We start from the raw sequence: 16,607 nt of genomic DNA, 5'->3' as shown, positions 1-16,607 counted from the left end.
AGGAACGGCGGCGCGGGGCGGCGGGCCCATGACCCTGCGTCAGGACGGGAGCGAGGGGGGTGGTCGCTGCCGTCCGCCGTGGTGAACGGCCGGCGAGGTGGAGGGTTGCGTCCCGGCGGGAGGGTTATGGTTCGATTCGGATGAGACCGTCGGGACCCAGCCTGCGGAAGAAGCAGCTGCGCGCGCCGGTGTGGCAGGCAGGCCCGCGCGGCCGGGCGAGCAGCCAGAGCGCATCCTGGTCGCAGTCGACCCGGATCTCGACGACCTCGAGCACATGGCCCGAGGTCTCCCCCTTCCGCCACAGCCGCCCGCGCGAGCGCGACCAGAAGTGCGCCTCTCCCGTCTCCCGGGTCCGCGCGAGCGCCTCGGCGTTCATGTGGGCGACCATGAGGAGCTCGCCCGACCCCGAGTCGGTGACGACCGCAGTCACGAGCCCCTGGGAATCGAAGCGGGGGGCGAAGGGTTCGGCCATGCAGCTTCTCTGACGCTTCCATGACGCTTTGCCTAGCGACAAGCGGGCGCCGAGGCTCTAGGAGGTGCGCCAAGGCAGTGACGGGCAGGCACATGGCGAGCCCCGAGAGGGCCGGAGACCCCTTTGGTCCCGGCCCGTTCGACGACGGTTCCGACCGCTTCCACGAGGAATGCGGCGTCTTCGGCGTCTATGGCCTCGAGCAGGCCGCGGCCGCCGTGGCGCTGGGCCTGCACGCACTCCAGCACCGCGGCCAGGAAGCCGCCGGCATCGTGAGCTTCGACGGCCAGGAGTTCCACGCCCACCGGGCGATGGGGCATGTCGCCGGCAACTTCGACCGGCCGGACGTGATGGCGGAGCTGCCGGGCCGGGTCGCCATCGGCCACAACCGCTACGCGACGACGGGGGCCTCGGCGCTCCGGAACGTCCAGCCGCTGTTCGCCGAGCTTGCCGTCGGCGGCTTCGCCGTTGCCCACAACGGCAACCTCTCGAACGCGATGACGCTGCGCGACATGCTCATCCGCCGCGGCGCCATCTTCCAGTCGACGAGCGACACCGAGGTCATCATCCATCTCCTCGCGACCTCGCGGCAGCCGACGCTGCTTGACCGGTTCATCGATGCGCTGAAGGCGCTGGAGGGGGCCTGGTCGCTCGTCTGCCTCACGCGCGAGGGCCTGATCGCCTGCCGCGACCCGCTCGGCTTCCGCCCGCTCGTCATGGGCGCGCTGGGCAAGGCCGTCATCTTCGCTTCCGAGACGGTCGCGCTCGACGTGGTCGGCGCGCGCTTCCTGCGCGAGGTGGAGCCGGGCGAGCTTGTCGTGGTCGATGCGCGCGGCGTCCGCTCGATGGCGCCCCTGCCCCGCCAGCGGCCCCGGCCCTGCATCTTCGAGCATGTCTACTTCTCGCGCCCCGATTCGCAGGCGGACGGGCTCTCGATCTATGAGGTCAGGAAGCGGATCGGCGCCGAGCTCGCCCGCGAGGCGCCCGTCGCGGCCGACATGGTGGTGCCGGTGCCCGACTCCGGGACGCCGGCTGCGCTCGGCTATGCGCAGGCCTCCGGCATCCCCTTCGAGCTGGGCATCATCCGCAGCCATTATGTGGGGCGCACCTTCATCCAGCCCGGCGAGGCGGTCCGGCACCTCGGGGTCAAGCTCAAGCACAATGCCAACCGCGCGCTGATCGCCGGCAAGCGCCTCGTTCTCATCGACGATTCGGTCGTGCGCGGCACCACCTCGGTCAAGATCGTCCACATGCTGCGCGAAGCCGGCGCGCGCGAGGTGCACCTGCGCGTGGCCTCGCCGCCCACCACCCACAGCTGCTTCTATGGCGTCGACACGCCGGTCCGCTCGAAGCTGCTGGCCGCGCAGATGGACCTCGAGGCGATGCGGGGCTTCATCGGCGCCGACAGCCTCGCCTTCCTGTCCATCGACGGGCTCTACCGCGCGCTGGGCGAACCCGGGCGCAACGCCCGGGCCCCCAGCCACTGCGATGCCTGCTTCACCGGCGACTACCCCACGCGCCTCACCGACCAGGAGGCGCAGGAGGCCGCCGGGCAGCTCGCGCTCGTCGCGGCCCAGTGACGGCCTGGCCGTGACGGACGAGACCGGAGAGACGGCGCAGGCCGCAACCGGAACGGCGGCGCCCGGCGCTGCTTCGCGCCTTGCGCTGGTGACGGGGGCAAGCCGCGGCATCGGCGCGGCACTTGCCCGCGCGCTTGCCGGCGCTGGGCACCATGTCGTGCTGACGGCGCGCGACGAGAAGGGCCTGCTTGCCACCGAAGAGGCCATCCATGCCGCCGGCGGCACGGCGACCATCGCGCCTCTCGACCTCCTTCAGCTCGACGACATTGACCGGCTTGCGGCTGCCGTCGGCGCCCGCTGGGAGGGGCTCGACCTCCTCGTCCTCAACGCGGCAATGCTCGGCACCCTCTCGCCGCTCGGCCACGTAGCGCCGGCCGAGTTCGAGAAGGTGATGCGCCTCAACGTGGCCGCCCCCTGGCGCCTCATCCGCGCGTTCGACCCGATGCTGCGGCGCGCGCGCGGCAGCGTCGTCGGCCTCACGTCGAGCGTCGCGCCGGGGCGGGCCTACTGGGGGCCCTATGCCGCCTCCAAGGCGGCGCTCGAGTCGCTCCTTGCGACCTACGCCGACGAGATGACGGCGCTCGGCGTGAAGGTGCTCGTGGTGGACCCGGGAGGCACGGCCACCCGGATGCGCCGGCAGGCCTACCCGGGTGAGGACCCCGCCTCGCTGAAAGCGCCGGAGGTGGTGGCGGAGCGCGTGGTCGAGCGGCTGCAGGCGGGTCTGCCGCGCGGTCTCTCCCGCCTCGTCCTCGACCGCGCCGGCGCGGTGGTCGGCTAGGGCAGCCCGCCGCCGCGACAAACCTCCGCGCTGCGGCGGCAGGCAACACCGGCCTCATCCTCCGCACCGGAGGGATCGGCGAGCCCTTCCGGCGCGCAATGGCGCGCCCCGTTGCCCTGCCTCGCGGCATCCCTTCCCCAGCCGGAAGCCCCGACGCCCTGACCGGAGACGGGCTTTTCGCCTTGGGCGCGAACGGCACCGCCCTGCGGCGCTGCGCAGGCGGCATGCGGTCGAGGCCTGGCGGCCCTAGCGGTCAGCCGCGAAGACTCGCCGGCCGCCCACCCAGGTCTCGCGCACCCGGATCTTCCCCAGGTCGTCGAGCGGCGTGCGGAACGGGTCGGCATCGACCAGGATGAAGTCGGCCATGAGCCCGGGCGCCAGCCGGCCCACCCTGCCCTCGGCGAGCCCGGCGCGCGCCGCCCACACGGTGAAGCCGGCCAGCGCCGCCTCGAGCGGAAGCGCCTCTTCGGTGCGCCAGCCCCCCCGCGTGGTCGCGGCGCGAAGCCCGAGGAAGGGGTTGACCGGCTCGACCGGCGCATCGCTGCCGAAGGCGAGCGCCACGCCGGCATCGCGCAGGCTCTTCCAGGCATAGGCGCCCTTCAGCCGCTCGGGGTCGAGCCGGGCCTCGGCCATCGTCCGGTCGGAGGTGGCGTGGATGGGCTGCATGGAGGCGGTGACGCCGAGCGTGCGAAAGCGGGGGATGTCTGCGCGGTCGAGCACCTGGGCATGTTCGATCCGGTTGCGCAAGCCCATGCCATAGGCCGGCAGGATCTCGGCATAGGCATCGAGCACCTCGGCGTTGGCGGCATCGCCGATGGCATGGACGGCCAGCTGATAGCCGGCGAAGTTCGCACGGCTCATCAGGTTGCGCAGGCGCGTCGCGGGCAGGAGCTGGAGGCCGCGGTTGCCGGGGTCGTCCGCGTAAGGGGCCTTGAGCCAGGCGCCGCGCGAGCCGAGCGCGCCATCGGCGTAGAGCTTCACGCCCTGGAGCCGGAGCCGTCCGTCGTAGAGCCAGGGCGTGGGGGCGAGCGGGGCGATGGCATCCACCGCCTCCATGCCCGCGGCATAGGCCGTGATGCGGACGGTGAGGCGGCCGGCATCGCCGAAGGCACGGTAGAGGTTCCAGTCCTCCACGCTCACCCCCATGTCGTGGACCGAGGTGATGCCGTGCGCGGCGAGGTGGGCGAGTGCTGCGGCCAGCGCGCGGTCGCGCTCGAGCGCGCCCGGCGGCGGGAGCTTCACCAGCTCCATCGCGGCATCGACGAGAATTCCGGTCGGGTTGCCGGCCGAATCGCGGAGGATGCGGCCGCCAGGCGGATCCTTCGTGGCGCGAGTGATGCCCGCAGCCCTGAGTGCGGCCGTGTTGACCCACAGGGCATGACCGTCGGTGCGGAGCAGCGCAGCCGGCCGGTCGGGAACGGCCCGGTCCAGGTCCGCGGCCGTCGGGAAGCCGGTGCCCCAGCGGACCTGGTTCCAGCCGCCACCGGTGACCCAGGCGCCCGGCGCCAGGGTTGCCGCGTGGCGGCGGACGCGCTCGAGCGCGTCATCCAGCGAGGCGGCGGTGCCGAGGTCGAGCGAGAGGAGCCGCAGGCCAAGGCCCATGAGATGCAGGTGGGAATCGATGAAGCCGGGCAGCAGCGTCGCGCCCCTGGCATCGAGGCGGAAGTCCCCGGGCTTCAGGGCCGGCTCGCGCGCGCCCGGGGGCAGCACCGCCTCGATCCGGCCGTCGTCGCCGACGAGGAGCATGGCGTAGCGCTCGATCCCGCCCTCCTCGGTGGGGGAGAGGATGTTGGCGTTGACGACGAGCGTGCGGGCCCCCGCCGGGAGGGCGGCGGCGAGCAGCAGCGCGCCGAGGATCGCCGCGCGGGCAAGCTTTCCTTTGCGAAGGTGAGCCCCTTGCGCTAGCCGCGCCGGCGCCATGGCCACGCAGACGATCGCCTCCGCGCCCGAGCTTCCCGTCTCCTTCGCCGATGTCGAGGCCGCGGCTGCTGCGATTGCCGGCCAGGTGGTCCGCACGCCCACCTTCCTGTCGCAGACGCTGTCGGACATGATGGGCGCGCGGGTGTTCCTCAAGTTCGAGAACCTCCAGTTCACCGCCGCCTACAAGGAGCGCGGCGCCCTCAACAAGCTGCTGTCTCTCTCCGAAGAGGAGCGCCGCCGCGGCGTCATCGCCATGTCGGCCGGCAACCATGCGCAGGGCCTTGCCTACCACGCGCGGCGGCTCGGCATTCCCGCGACCATCGTGATGCCCCGGCACACGCCGCTCATCAAGGTGCAGCAGACCGAGGGCCACGATGCGCTGGTGGTGCTCCATGGCGAGAAGCTCGAGGAGAGCTACGCCCACGCGATCGAGCTTGCCGAGAAGCGGGGCCTCGTCTTCGTCCACCCCTATGATGACCCGAAGATCATCGCCGGCCAGGGCACGGCCGCGCTCGAGCTCCTCGAGGACGCGCCCGAGGTGGACACGCTCGTCGTGCCGGTCGGCGGGGGCGGGCTCATTGCCGGGACGGCGGTGGTTGCCCGCCACCTCGACCCGCGGATCGAGGTGATCGGGGTGCAGGCCGAGCTTTATCCTTCGATGAAGGCGACGCTTGCCGGCGAGCCGGTGGTGGCCGATGGCGACACGCTGGCAGAGGGCATTGCCGTCAAGGTGCCCGGCGCGCTCACGGTGCCCATCGTGCGCGCGCTGGTCTCCGACATTCTGCTCGTCGGCGAGCGCGACCTCGAGCGGGCCGTGGCGCTCCTGCTTGCCATCGAGAAGACGGTGGTGGAAGGCGCAGGCGCAGCGGGCCTTGCCGCGCTCATCGCCCACCCGCGCCGGTTCCGCGGGCGCAACGTCGGTCTCATCCTGTGCGGGGGCAACATCGACACGCGGCTTCTCGCCAACGTGCTCCTTCGCGATCTCGCCCGCTCGGGGCGGCTCGCGCGTCTCCGGATCCGGCTCAAGGACCGGCCGGGCCAGCTCTATGCGGTTGCCCGGATCTTCGACCAGCAGCAGGTGAACATTCTCGAGGTCTCCCACCACCGGATCTTCACCACGCTTCCGGCGAAGGGCCTCATCACCGAGATCGAGTGCGAGACTCGGGGGCCCGAGCACCTCGAGCGGCTGATCGAATCGCTGCAGGGCGCAGGCTTCGACGTGAGCCGAATCGAGCTCGGCTGAGCCGGCAGGCGCGCGACGACAGGGTCGAGGGCGGCGGGCTCCGCGGGTGGAGGGCAGCATCCGCGCATCCGTTCCGGACCGAACGGCGCGGGGGTTTTCGGCTGCCGGTGCTAGCTTTTGGCGCCGTCCGGCCGTCCTCTTGGCGGAGGCGTGGGTCGGCCTTGCCCCTCCCCGATGCGTGCGGTCGCACGGGCCCGAGGGTGATTGCGCCTGCCCCCGTCGCCGTGCAAAGTATCGGGGTCGCGCGCCCGCGGGCGCGTCCGCGGGAGGTCGGGCAGACGTGACCTGGTCATTCGGGGCTCGGGGAGAGAGCGTGCGGTCAGCCGGAGGTTCGGCCGCCAGCATCCACCCGGGTGATCTTGAGGGGGGTCGGGCGGCAGGCGTTGGCACGCCGCTGCAGGCGGGCGCACGAGCGAGAGGGGCAGTGGCCAGCCTGGCGGAGGCGGTGGCCGGCCGATGACCGACCAGCCCACCCGCTTCCCCCGCTTCTTCATCACCGCCCGCGCCCCCTGCCCCTATCTGCCCGGGCGCATGGAGCGGAAGGTCTTCGCCGAGCTCAAGGGCGCCGATGCCGCCCGCATGTCGGAAAGCCTCGGTCGCATCGGCTTCCGCCGCAGCCAGAACGTCGTCTACCGGCCGAGCTGCGAGGGCTGCGCTGCCTGCATCTCGGTCCGCATCGTGGCCTCGGCCTTCACGCCGTCCGCCTCGCAGCGCCGGCTCATCCGACGCAACGCCGACCTCGAGGTCGCCGCCTGCGACCCCTGGGCCACCGAGGAACAGTTCGCGCTGCTGAAACGCTACCTCGCCGCCCGCCACCCCGACGGCGGCATGGCCAGCATGGACGCCTACGACTTCGCCGACATGATCGAGACCTCGCCCGTCGACACCGTCGTCGTCGAGTATCGCGAACCCTCGGTCGACGGCCGGCCGGGGCGGCTGGTGGGCGCCTGCCTCACCGACAAGCAGAGCGACGGCCTCTCGATGGTCTACAGCTTCTTCGAGCCCGACCTCCCCGGCCGCTCGGGCCTCGGCACCTTCATGATCCTCGATCATGTGCTCCGCGCGGCCTCGGTCGGCATGGACTATGTCTACCTCGGCTACTGGGTGAAGGGCTCGCCAAGCATGGACTACAAGCGCCGCTTCCACCCGCTGGAAGCCCTCGGCCCGGAGGGCTGGCGCCTCCTGCCGCCCGAGCCGACCCCGCCGCCGCCCGGCCGGCGCTCGGGCATGCCGTCGAAGACCCAGCCGGTCCGGTGAGCCGTCGCACCAGGGCCGCGGGGGCGGCGCCGGAGCAGCCGGCACCGGAGGCAGGGGGCACCGCCGACCCCGCCAACGTCGCCCTGTTCGACCAGCTCGCAGCGGAATGGTGGGACCAGAGCGGCCCCAACCGCCTGCTCCATGCCATGAACCCGGCGCGCATGGCGTTCGTCCGCGAGGCGGCCATCGCCCATCTCGGCTGCGATCCCCGCGCGCGCCGGCCGCTCGCCGGGCTCGCCGCGCTCGACGTGGGCTGCGGCGGCGGGATCGCGACCGAGGCGCTCGCCCGCATGGGCGCGGCGACCACCGGCCTCGATGCCGCCCATGGGGCCATCGCTGCCGCCCGCGACCATGCCGCGGCCGCGGGGCTTGCCATCCGCTACCTCGCCGGCGAGGTCACGGAGCTGGCCGCACGAGAGCCCGGCGCCTTCGACCTCGTCACCGCCTTCGAGGTGGTGGAGCATGTCGCCGACGTGCACGCCTTCCTCGCCGCGCTGCGGACCCTGCTGCGCCCGGGCGGCCTCCTCGTCTTCTCGACTCCCAACCGGACGCTCGCGAGCCTCGCGATCGTGAAGCTGGCCGCGGAGTATGTGACGGGCGACATCCCGAAGGGTGCTCATGACTGGCGCCGGTTCCTGAAGCCGGAGGAGATGCGCGAAAGGCTTGCCGCCGCCGGGTTCCGCGTGGAGCGGCTCGAGGGGCTCGGATGGTCTCCGGCATCCGGGTTCCGGGTGGGCGGACGCACCGATCTCGACTACATCGGGGCAGCCGTCGCCGTCTGAGCGAAGCGGCGGGCGGAGCGGGGCGCGCCGGGACGTGTGGGAGAGGAGAGCATGGACGAGGACAGGATGGCCGGGGCAGGAGCGAACCTGGCGGCGCCGGGCGAGGCCGGCCTCAAGGGGATCCACCACAGCGCCTTCCGCTGCCGCGACGCGGAGGAGACGCGGGCGTTCTACGAGGACATCCTCGGCCTGCCGCTGGCCGCCGCGCTCGCCTTCGAGGAGGAGCCCGGCTCGGGCAAGCCGCACCCTTATGTCCACATCTTCTTCGCGCTGCCCGACGGCAACTTCATCGCCTTCTTCGACGCGCCCGACAGCGCCACCGAACGGCACTTCCGCCCCGCGCACGGGTTCGACCGGCACATCGCCTTCGAGGCCGGGTCGGAAGCGGAGCTGATGGCGTGGAAGGCGAAGCTCGATGCCGCCGGCGTGCCCTGCTTCGGGCCCATCGACCACCATTTCGTGCGCTCCATCTACATGTGGGACCCGAACGGCCTCCAGGTCGAGATCACCGCCCGCGTCCGCGAGCATGACGCCATCCTCGCCAAGGAGGCCGCGAACGCCCGCGCGGTGCTGGCCGAATGGACGGAGCGCACTGCCGGCCGAAAGGCTGCGCTCAAGGCACCGGCCGCCTCGGCTGCGGCATGACCTACGCGCGCGTCCCCCTTCACCTCGTGTTCGAGGAGAAGGTGACGGTGAGGGACAGCTACGGCGGGATCGGCGGCCTCGTTGCGCTCCAGGGCCATCTGCTCAAGCCCGAGACGCCGTCGGAGACGCTTCTCGTCTTCATGCACCCCATGGGGATCATGCACTATCTGCCGCTCCCCATGGGTCTGGCCGAGGCCGGCATCCACTGCCTCTCGGCCGTCTCGCGCTACCCGAACAATGATTCCGCGCTCATCATGGAGAAGGTGCTCGTCGACCTCGGCTCCTGGGTCCGCCACGCCCGCGAGACGCTCGGCTACCGGCGGATCGTGCTTGCCGGCTGGTCGGGCGGGGGCTCGCTCTCGCTCTTCTACCAGCGCCAGGCGGTCGCTCCCTTCGTCACCGACACGCCGGCCGGAGACCCGGTCGAGATCCCGGAGCTTGTTCCCGCCGACGCGATGCTCCTCCTTGCCGCCCACGTCAGCCGCGCCGGCACGCTGACCGAATGGCTCGACCCGTCGGTCACCGACGAGGGAGACCCGCTCGCCCGCGACCCGGCGTGGAACCTCTATGCCGACCCGCCGCCGGCCGCGCCGCCCTACCCCGCCGCGTGGCTTGCCGAATTCCGGGAGCGGCAGGTGGCGCGCAACCGGCGCATCACCGCCTGGGCCCGCGAGCGGCTGGCGGTCCTCAAGGACCGCGAGGGGCCGCACGCCGAGCAGGCCTTCGTCGTCCATGGCACCATGGCCGACCCGCGCTGGCTCGACCCCACGCTCGACCCCAACGACCGGGTGCCGGGGCGCTGCTACCTCGGCGACCCGCGGGCGATCAACGATGCGCCGGGTGGCCTTGGCCGCTTCTCGACGCTCCGCTCCTGGCTCTCGCAGTGGGGCCTCGAGACCTCGCGTGCCGATGGCCTTGCCTGCGGGCCCTTCTGCACCGTGCCGACCCTCGTCCTCGACAATTCGGCCGACGACGCCTGCACGCCGAGCCACGCGGACCGGCTGTTCGCCGCGGTCGGCGCAGCCGACAAGGCACGCGTGACCATCAAGGGCGCAACCCACTACTATGCCTTCCAGCCGAAGGAGCGGGCCGAGGCAGTGGCGGCCATCCGCGCCTTCCTCGCCGCGCGCGACCTTCTCTAGGAGGCTCGAGGAGGCCCCGCGCGCCGGCGGGCGTCAGGGCCTGCCGGTCTTGCTGGGCACCGCGAACCGCCCCGTGACCCGGCCCGGCGCCCCGCCGTCAGAGGCGCGGCCGTCGAGCGTCGAGCGCCCCGTCTCGAGGTTGATCGTGAGCCGGTTGCCGGAGAGGCGCTCCTTCCCGCGCGCAAGCTCCACCCCGCCGATGAGCGTCAGGATCCGGTTCTCGACATCGTAGATGGCGAAGCGGGCGCGCGCCTCCTCGGAGGGCGAGCGGAGGCGGACGTCGCCATCGGCATCGAGCCGGCGGATGACGGGGTCCCCGCCCTTCGGCCGATCGTAGGCGACGCGGATGCGCGCGGCGTCGATCGCGAGGCTGCCCTGCCGCACCTTGACGTTGCCGCTGAAGATGGCCTCGCTCGCGGCCTCGAGCACTTCGATCCGGTCGGCATCGACGTCGATCGGCGCGCGGCTGTCATGCCCGCGCAGCGCCGAGGCGGCAAGGCTCTGGGCGGCAGCGGGGCTGGCGGCCAGCAGCGCAAGCGCAGCAAGAACCGGCGCGCGCCTCATGCCTGCATCCGCAGCCGGTCGGGGAAGAGGCGCATCCTGACCCCTCCGGTGAGGAGTACGCGCTCGCCCGGCAGATCCGCCTCGAAGCCGCCGGCAGTGAAGCTACCCATCGGCAGCTCGCCCGACACCGGCCGCGCCGAGGTCACCCGGTTGCGCTCGAGGTCCACCCGGATCGCCTCGCCATCCAGCCGGTAGCCGCTTCCGCTTCGCGCCTCGATCGGCCCTTCCACTTCGATCAGGCCGCTTTCGAGGAAGTAGAAGCCGCGCGGCGCGGTGACGACCGCCGGGCCGTCGGCGCGGTCGAGCCGAGCCGAAAGCCCCTCGAGCACCACCACGGGCACATCGCTCGTCTTCTGGACGGCGCTGTCGGCGTCGATCTCGAAGCGCTCGCCGGACGCCGTGGTGCCCCGGTAGCTCGCCTTCGTCACCCGCAGCCGCTCGCCGGCGGCGTCCGCCGCCTCCTTCGAGAGCAGGAACGACAGTTCCTGCACCCCCCGCAAGGGGAGCAGCACCAGCCCGGCGAGGAGGAGAAGCGATGCCGCCGGGAAGGCCAGCTTGGCCAGGGCAACGACGCGGTCGCGCGCCCCGCCCGGTGCAGCCGCCCGCCGTCGCGCCGCCCGAAGGGCGACGGCGGCAGGCGACTCGGCGACCGGTGACTGAACACCATGCGCGGAAGCGGCGGCCTCAGCCATGGGCGAAGATGTCAACCTCCGGCCAGCCGGCAAGGTCAAGCCGCGCGCGCCAGGGCAGGAAGGTGAAACAGGCCTCGGCCAGCTCGGTGCGGCCCTCGCGGGCGAGGCGCACCTCGAGGATGTCCTTCAGGCGGTGGAGGTAGCGGACGTCGGAGGCGGCATAGTCCTTCTGCGCCTCGGTCAGCTCGTCGGCGCCCCAGTCGGACGACTGCTGGGCCTTGGAGATGTCCACGCCGAGGAGCTCCTTCGCGAGGTCTTTCAGCCCATGCCGGTCGGTGTAGGTGCGCACGAGCCGGCTTGCGGTGCGGGTGCACCAGACGGGCGCGGCGGTCACGCCGAGCCAGTGGGCGATGACGGCAAGGTCGAACCGGGCAAAGTGAAAGATCTTGAGCCGGGCCGGGTCGCCGAGGACAGCGCGGAGATTGGGCGCGGCATAGTCGCGCCCGAAGCGCACCAGATGCTCGTCGCCCCGGCCGTCGGCGATCTGGAGCAGGCACAGCCGATCGCGGAGCGGATTGAGCCCCAGCGTCTCGGTGTCGACAGCGACGGGCCCGTCGGCAAGCACGCCCGCGGGCAGGTCGGCTTCGTGGAGGAAGATGGCCATCAGCGGGGCCATAGGGTCTCCGGCAGGGCCGGGCAACGGCCGCCCCTCGCCGCATGACGAGCTTTGCGGACCTCGCGCGGGCCGGCAGGAAGAGTCATGCCCGCACGCCAGCGGCCGCGCGATGCCGCAACGCTCGTCCTTGTCCGCCGTGACGGCGGCACCCCTGCGGTGCTCATGGGCCGCCGGGCGGGAGGCCACGCCTTCATGCCCGACAAGTGGGTGTTCCCCGGCGGCCGCCTCGACCGGGCCGACTGGCACATGGCCGTCCTGCGCGATCTCGACGCCGCGGTCGCGGACGCCGCAGGGCGAGCGCCGCGAAGGCCCACGGCCTCGCCGCGGCGGCTGGCCCGGGCGCTGGCGCTCGCCGCCGTCCGCGAGACGTTCGAGGAGGCAGGGCTCCTCCTCGGGCAGCCGGCCCCGACGCCACGGCGCGTGCCGGCCGCATGGGCGCCCTTCGTCGCGCGCGGGCTTCTCCCCGACCTCGGCGGGGTCGCCTACCTCGCGCGCGCGATCACCCCGCCGGGACGCAGCCGCCGGTTCGACGCGCGCTTCTTCCTCGCAGACGCCAGCGGCCTCGCCGCCGGCGAGGCGTCGTCCAGCCCCGAACTCGAGGAGACGCGCTGGTTCCCGCTCGCAGAGGCGCGCAGCCTCGATCTCCCCACCGTCACCCGCGCCGTCCTCGATCTCGTCGAGGCGCACGTGGCCGGTCGCCCGGTTCCCCCGCCCTTCTGGGCCTGGCACCGCCGAGTCGCGGACTAGGCCGCCACGGCCCGTCGCGCGCCCGCAACGCATCATCCCGGGCCCTCTCGGGCAATCGCAGCGGGGGAACGGCCCGTCCCCCCAGGGCTCGGCCCTCCGATCGAGGCGCAGTAGAAGGAGCCGGGACCGGTCCTCCGGGGGCAATCCGGAGGAGACACAGCATGTGGAAGACGATGGTGAGCGCCGCCCTGGCGCTCGTGTGGACGGGTGCGGCCGCAGCGCAGGCGGTGCCGCCCGAGCCCGGCGCCCCGCAGGCGCCGCCTGCGGACACGGCGGTCAGGTCGGAGCCGGTGCAGGAGCCGGCGGAACCGGAGCGGAAGCCGGCCGAAGGTCGCGAGGCCGCGCCCGGCGAAGAGGGCGGCAAGACCACGGATGAGACGCGGCCGGACGCACCCCGCCCGGCGCCACCGCCGAACCGCTAGCGGCCAGGATCCTTCCGCAGAGGCCCCTGCCGCCGCCCGCGGTGCGGCCGGCGGCAGCCCCGGCCTCGCCTCTTCAGTCGAGGTTGGGCCGGAGCCACTGGCGGGCCTGGTCGAGGCTCACCCCGCGGCGCGCCGCATAGTCGGCAAGCTGGTCCTCGCCCACCCGGGCCACCCCGAAATAGTGGCTGCGCGGGTGGGCGAAGTAGAAGCCCGAGACCGCGGCCGTCGGCAGCATGGCGAAGCTTTCGGTCAGCGTGATTCCGGTAGCCTCGGTGGCGCCGAGCAGGTCGAACAGCAGCGGCTTCAGGCTGTGGTCCGGGCAGGCGGGATAGCCGGGCGCCGGGCGGATGCCCTGGTATTCCTCGCGGATGAGCGCCTCGTAGTCAGGCTCGGCCTTCGGCTCGTAGCCCCAGAGCTCGGTGCGCAGGTGGAAGTGGAGCGCCTCGGCGAAGGCTTCCGCGAAGCGGTCGGCAAGCGCCTTCAGGAGAATGTCGGAATAGTCGTCGTGGGCCTCGCGGAACGCGGCGAGCTTCGGCTCGATGCCGTGCCCGGCGGTCACCGCGAAGCCGCCGATCCAGTCCGCCTCGGGCGAGACGAAGTCGGCAAGGCAGTCGTTGGCCCGGCCGGCGCGCTTCTTCACCTGCTGGCGGAGCATCGGAAGCCGGGCGATCGGAACGGTCCGGCTCTCGTCGGCGAAGACGAGGATGTCGTCGCCCTCGCGCCGGGCCGGCCAGATCGCAGCCACGCCCTTCGCCGTCAGCCACTTCTCGGCGACGAGGCGGGCGAGCATGGCCTGCGCGTCGCGCCAGAGGTTGCGCGCTGCCTCGCCCACCACCGGGTCGTCGAGGATGGCAGGGAAGGTGCCGTGCAGCTCCCAGGCGCGGAAGAAGGGGGTCCAGTCGATGAAGGGGACGAGCGCGTCGAGCGGCCAGTCGTCCCACACCCAGCGGCCAGTCGCCCGCGGAGGCACGGGCGGCTCGGCCGCAAAGTCGATGGCGAGCGCATTGGCCCGGGCCTCGGCGAGCGTGGCCAGCTCCGACTGGCCGCCGCTGCGCTGGGCGCGGATGGCGGCGTAGTCGTTGGCAACTTCGGCGACGTAGCGGTCGCGCAGCGACTCCGAGACGAGGCTCGAGCAGACGCCGACCGCGCGCGACGCGTCGAGGACGTGAATGACCGGCCCCGAATAGGCCGGCGCGATCCGGAGCGCCGTGTGCACCTTGGATGTGGTTGCCCCGCCGATGAGGAGCGGCACGGACATGCCGGCGCGCTCCATTTCGGTTGCCACCGTCACCATCTCGTCGAGCGAGGGCGTGATGAGGCCCGAGAGCCCGATCATGTCCGCCTTCGCCTCGCGCGCCGTCTCGAGGATCTTCGGCCAGGGCACCATGACGCCAAGGTCGATCACCTCGAAGTTGTTGCACTGGAGCACGACGCCGACGATGTTCTTGCCGATGTCGTGCACGTCGCCCTTCACGGTGGCGAGAACGATCCGGGCCTTGGGTGCGGCGCCCTCCTCCTTCTCCGCCTCGATGTAGGGCACGAGGTGGGCCACCGCCTTCTTCATGACGCGGGCCGACTTCACCACCTGCGGCAGGAACATGCGGCCCGTGGCGAACAGGTCGCCGACGATGTTCATGCCGGCCATCAGCGGGCCCTCGATCACGTCGATCGGCCGGGCGGCCGCAAGGCGCGCCTCCTCGGTGTCGGCGACGATGTGGGCGTCGATGCCGTGGACGAGCGCGTGGGCCAGCCGCTCGGCGACCGGCAGGCTCCGCCAACTCTCGTCCGCCTTCTCCGCGGCGCCCGCCCGGTTGCTGAAGCGGCCGGCGAGCGCGATGAGCCGCTCGGTCGCATCCTCGCGACGCATCAGGATCACGTCCTCGCAGGCTTCGCGCAGCTCCGGGTCGATGCTGTCGTAGACGTCGAGCTGGCCGGCGTTCACGATCGCCATGTCGAGCCCGGCGGGGATGGCGTGGGCGAGGAACACGGCGTGCATCGCCCGGCGCACGGTCTCGTTGCCCCGGAACGCGAAGGAGAGGTTGGAAAGGCCGCCCGAGATCCGCGCGCCCGGGCAGCGGGCCTTGATGCGGGTGCAGGCCTCGATGAAGTCGAGCGCGTAGCGGTCGTGCTCGGGAATGCCGGTGGCCACCGCGAAGATGTTGGGGTCGAAGATGATGTCCTCGGGCGGGAAGCCGTCGGCGACGAGGAGGTCGTAGGCGCGCGCGCAGATCTCGACCTTGCGGTCGGCGGTGTCGGCCTGGCCGACCTCGTCGAAGGCCATGACGACGACGGCAGCACCATAGCGCCGGCAGGCGCGGGCCTGGGCGAGGAACGGCCCCTCCCCTTCCTTGAGGCTGATCGAGTTCACGATCGCCTTGCCGGCCACGCACTTGAGGCCCGCCTCGATGACCGACCACTTCGACGAGTCGATCATGACCGGAACGCGGGCGATGTCTGGCTCGGCGGCAAGGAGGCGGAGGAAGGTGACCATGGCCGCCTCGCTGTCGAGGAGGCCCTCGTCCATGTTGACGTCGATGATCTGGGCGCCGTTCAGCACCTGCTCGCGCGCGATCTCGAGCGCGGCCGCATAGTCGCCGGCGGCGATCAGCTTGCGGAAGCGGGCCGAGCCGGTGACGTTGGTGCGCTCGCCGATGTTGATGAAGCGGCGGGCGGCCGTGGCATCGGCAGGCACGGCGGCCGGTGCAGGAAGCGGCCGGAGCGCGGGGGCGGGCGCGCTCATGCGAACGCGAACGCCTCGAGCCCGGCGAGCCGGAGCGCCGGCGCAGGCGCCGGAATGGCGCGGGGCGGCAGCCCCGCGACGGCCGCGCGGATCGCGGCGATGTGGGCCGGCGTGGTGCCGCAGCAGCCGCCGAGCAGGTTGACGAGCCCGGTTTCGGCCCACTGGCGCACCAGCGCGGCGGTGGTCTCGGGGGCCTCGTCATAGCCGCCGAAGGCGTTGGGCAGCCCGGCGTTGGGATAGACCATGAGGGGCACGTCGGCGATGGCGGCCAAGGCGGCCACGTGCGGGCGAAGCTCGGTTGCGCCGAAGGAGCAGTTGAGCCCGACGGCCAGCGGCCGGGTGTGGGCCACCGAGACCCAGAAGGCCTCGACCGTCTGGCCCGAGAGGTTGCGGCCGGCAAGGTCGGTGAGCGTCATCGAGAGCAGGAGCGGGACGCGCGCGCCCCGCGCTTCCTCCGCCTCCATCGCCGCCATGGCGGCGGCCTTGGCGTTCAGCGTGTCGAACACCGTCTCGATGAGGATGAAATCCACCCCGCCCTCAAGCAGCGCGTCGATCTGCTCGCGGTAGACCGCCTTCACCTGGTCGAAATCCACCTCGCGGAAGCCCGGATCCTCAACGCGGGGGCTCAGCGAGAGCGTCTTGTTGGTGGGGCCGAGCGCGCCGGCCACGAAGCGGCGCCGGCCGTCGGCAGCGGCGGCCGCGTCGGCGACGGCGCGGACGATCCGCGCGGCTGCGCGGTTGATGTCGGGGACGAGATGCTCGGTGCCATAGTCTCCCTGCGAGATGGCGTTGGCATTGAAGGTGTTGGTGGCGAGAAGATCGGCGCCCGCCTCGGCATAGGCACGGGCGATGCCGGCGACGGCCTCGGGCTGCGTCAGGTTCAGGAGATCGTTGTTGCCCTTCTGATCGCGGGAGAGGGAAAGCGCGCCGCGATAGTCGGCCTCCGTCAGGCCGAGGGCCTGGATGGCGGTGCCGTAGGGGCCGTCCTTGATCAGGATCCGCTCGGCAAG

16 protein-coding genes are annotated in these 16,607 nt (G+C 72.4%); 9 read left to right on the top strand and 7 right to left on the bottom strand.

Annotation, left to right across the window (positions count from 1 at the left end):
- Positions 1–124 precede the first annotated feature (124 nt).
- Complete coding sequence (gene hisI, locus H3H34_RS02025) at positions 125–472, bottom strand: phosphoribosyl-AMP cyclohydrolase (protein ID WP_194743582.1); 348 nt, start codon at positions 470–472, stop codon at positions 125–127.
- A gap of 92 nt (positions 473–564) precedes the next feature.
- On the opposite strand from hisI, the gene purF reads away from it, so the two are divergent.
- Positions 565–2,049, top strand: coding sequence for an amidophosphoribosyltransferase (gene purF, locus H3H34_RS02020; protein WP_194743581.1), 1,485 nt, complete (start codon positions 565–567; stop codon positions 2,047–2,049).
- Positions 2,050–2,059: 10 nt separating this feature from the next.
- Complete coding sequence (locus H3H34_RS02015) at positions 2,060–2,827, top strand: SDR family NAD(P)-dependent oxidoreductase (RefSeq protein WP_328830982.1); 768 nt, start codon at positions 2,060–2,062, stop codon at positions 2,825–2,827.
- 246 nt (positions 2,828–3,073) lie between these two features.
- Here H3H34_RS02015 and H3H34_RS02010 read toward each other — a convergent pair whose 3' ends face one another.
- Positions 3,074–4,747 carry an amidohydrolase gene (locus H3H34_RS02010; protein WP_194744064.1) on the bottom strand — a complete coding sequence of 558 codons (1,674 nt, stop codon included), beginning with the start codon at positions 4,745–4,747 and terminating at the stop codon, positions 3,074–3,076.
- Between H3H34_RS02010 and H3H34_RS02005 the strand changes: the two genes are divergently transcribed.
- The 5 genes from H3H34_RS02005 (at position 4,746) to H3H34_RS01985 (ending at position 9,816) form a co-directional block, all read left to right on the top strand.
- Positions 4,746–5,990 carry a threonine ammonia-lyase gene (locus H3H34_RS02005; protein WP_194743579.1) on the top strand — a complete coding sequence of 415 codons (1,245 nt, stop codon included), beginning with the start codon at positions 4,746–4,748 and terminating at the stop codon, positions 5,988–5,990. The two genes, H3H34_RS02010 and H3H34_RS02005, sit on opposite strands and share 2 nt — an antisense overlap.
- Before the next feature lie 456 nt (positions 5,991–6,446).
- Positions 6,447–7,247 (top strand): arginyltransferase, encoded by an 801-nt coding sequence (locus tag H3H34_RS02000; protein WP_194743578.1) that lies wholly within the window; start codon positions 6,447–6,449, stop codon positions 7,245–7,247.
- Positions 7,244–8,029, top strand: a complete 786-nt coding sequence (ubiG, locus tag H3H34_RS01995; protein ID WP_194743577.1) for a bifunctional 2-polyprenyl-6-hydroxyphenol methylase/3-demethylubiquinol 3-O-methyltransferase UbiG — start codon at positions 7,244–7,246, stop codon at positions 8,027–8,029. The genes H3H34_RS02000 and ubiG overlap by 4 nt, the downstream gene beginning before the upstream one ends.
- 51 nt (positions 8,030–8,080) lie before the next feature.
- Complete coding sequence (locus H3H34_RS01990) at positions 8,081–8,674, top strand: VOC family protein (protein WP_235945239.1); 594 nt, start codon at positions 8,081–8,083, stop codon at positions 8,672–8,674.
- On the top strand, positions 8,671–9,816 hold the full coding sequence (locus H3H34_RS01985; RefSeq protein WP_194743576.1) for an alpha/beta hydrolase: 1,146 nt from the start codon (positions 8,671–8,673) through the stop codon (positions 9,814–9,816). The genes H3H34_RS01990 and H3H34_RS01985 overlap by 4 nt, the downstream gene beginning before the upstream one ends.
- 33 nt (positions 9,817–9,849) lie before the next feature.
- Here the strand turns inward: H3H34_RS01985 and H3H34_RS01980 are convergent, their stop codons facing one another.
- Genes H3H34_RS01980 through H3H34_RS01970 form a run of 3 tightly spaced genes read right to left on the bottom strand, consistent with a single transcriptional unit; the run spans position 9,850 to position 11,676 of the window.
- On the bottom strand, positions 9,850–10,380 hold the full coding sequence (locus H3H34_RS01980; RefSeq protein WP_194743575.1) for an LptA/OstA family protein: 531 nt from the start codon (positions 10,378–10,380) through the stop codon (positions 9,850–9,852).
- Positions 10,377–11,072: an LPS export ABC transporter periplasmic protein LptC gene (gene lptC / locus H3H34_RS01975; protein ID WP_194743574.1), complete on the bottom strand. Its 696-nt coding sequence runs from the start codon at positions 11,070–11,072 to the stop codon at positions 10,377–10,379. The genes H3H34_RS01980 and lptC overlap by 4 nt, the downstream gene beginning before the upstream one ends.
- Positions 11,065–11,676 carry a ribonuclease D gene (locus tag H3H34_RS01970; RefSeq protein ID WP_194743573.1) on the bottom strand — a complete coding sequence of 204 codons (612 nt, stop codon included), beginning with the start codon at positions 11,674–11,676 and terminating at the stop codon, positions 11,065–11,067. The genes lptC and H3H34_RS01970 overlap by 8 nt, the downstream gene beginning before the upstream one ends.
- A 96-nt stretch (positions 11,677–11,772) precedes the next feature.
- On the opposite strand from H3H34_RS01970, the gene H3H34_RS01965 reads away from it, so the two are divergent.
- Together H3H34_RS01965 and H3H34_RS01960 are read left to right on the top strand one after the other, a co-directional pair.
- Complete coding sequence (locus H3H34_RS01965) at positions 11,773–12,435, top strand: NUDIX hydrolase (RefSeq protein ID WP_194743572.1); 663 nt, start codon at positions 11,773–11,775, stop codon at positions 12,433–12,435.
- Between the two features lie 161 nt (positions 12,436–12,596).
- A complete protein-coding gene (locus H3H34_RS01960; protein WP_194743571.1) occupies positions 12,597–12,857 on the top strand; it encodes a hypothetical protein in 261 nt (86 codons plus the stop codon).
- A gap of 73 nt (positions 12,858–12,930) precedes the next feature.
- Here the strand turns inward: H3H34_RS01960 and metH are convergent, their stop codons facing one another.
- Both metH and H3H34_RS01950 read right to left on the bottom strand, forming a co-directional pair.
- Positions 12,931–15,597 carry a methionine synthase gene (gene metH / locus H3H34_RS01955; RefSeq protein ID WP_194743570.1) on the bottom strand — a complete coding sequence of 889 codons (2,667 nt, stop codon included), beginning with the start codon at positions 15,595–15,597 and terminating at the stop codon, positions 12,931–12,933.
- Positions 15,594–16,592 (bottom strand): homocysteine S-methyltransferase family protein, encoded by a 999-nt coding sequence (locus tag H3H34_RS01950; protein ID WP_194744062.1) that lies wholly within the window; start codon positions 16,590–16,592, stop codon positions 15,594–15,596. Before H3H34_RS01950 ends, metH begins: the two co-directional genes overlap by 4 nt.
- Between the last annotated feature and the right edge of the window lie 15 nt (positions 16,593–16,607).

It is taken from the genome of Thermaurantiacus tibetensis, from assembly GCF_015354055.1.
Lineage (GTDB): Bacteria > Pseudomonadota > Alphaproteobacteria > Sphingomonadales > Sphingomonadaceae > Thermaurantiacus > Thermaurantiacus tibetensis.
This window is presented reverse-complemented; position numbering and strand designations above follow the sequence as displayed.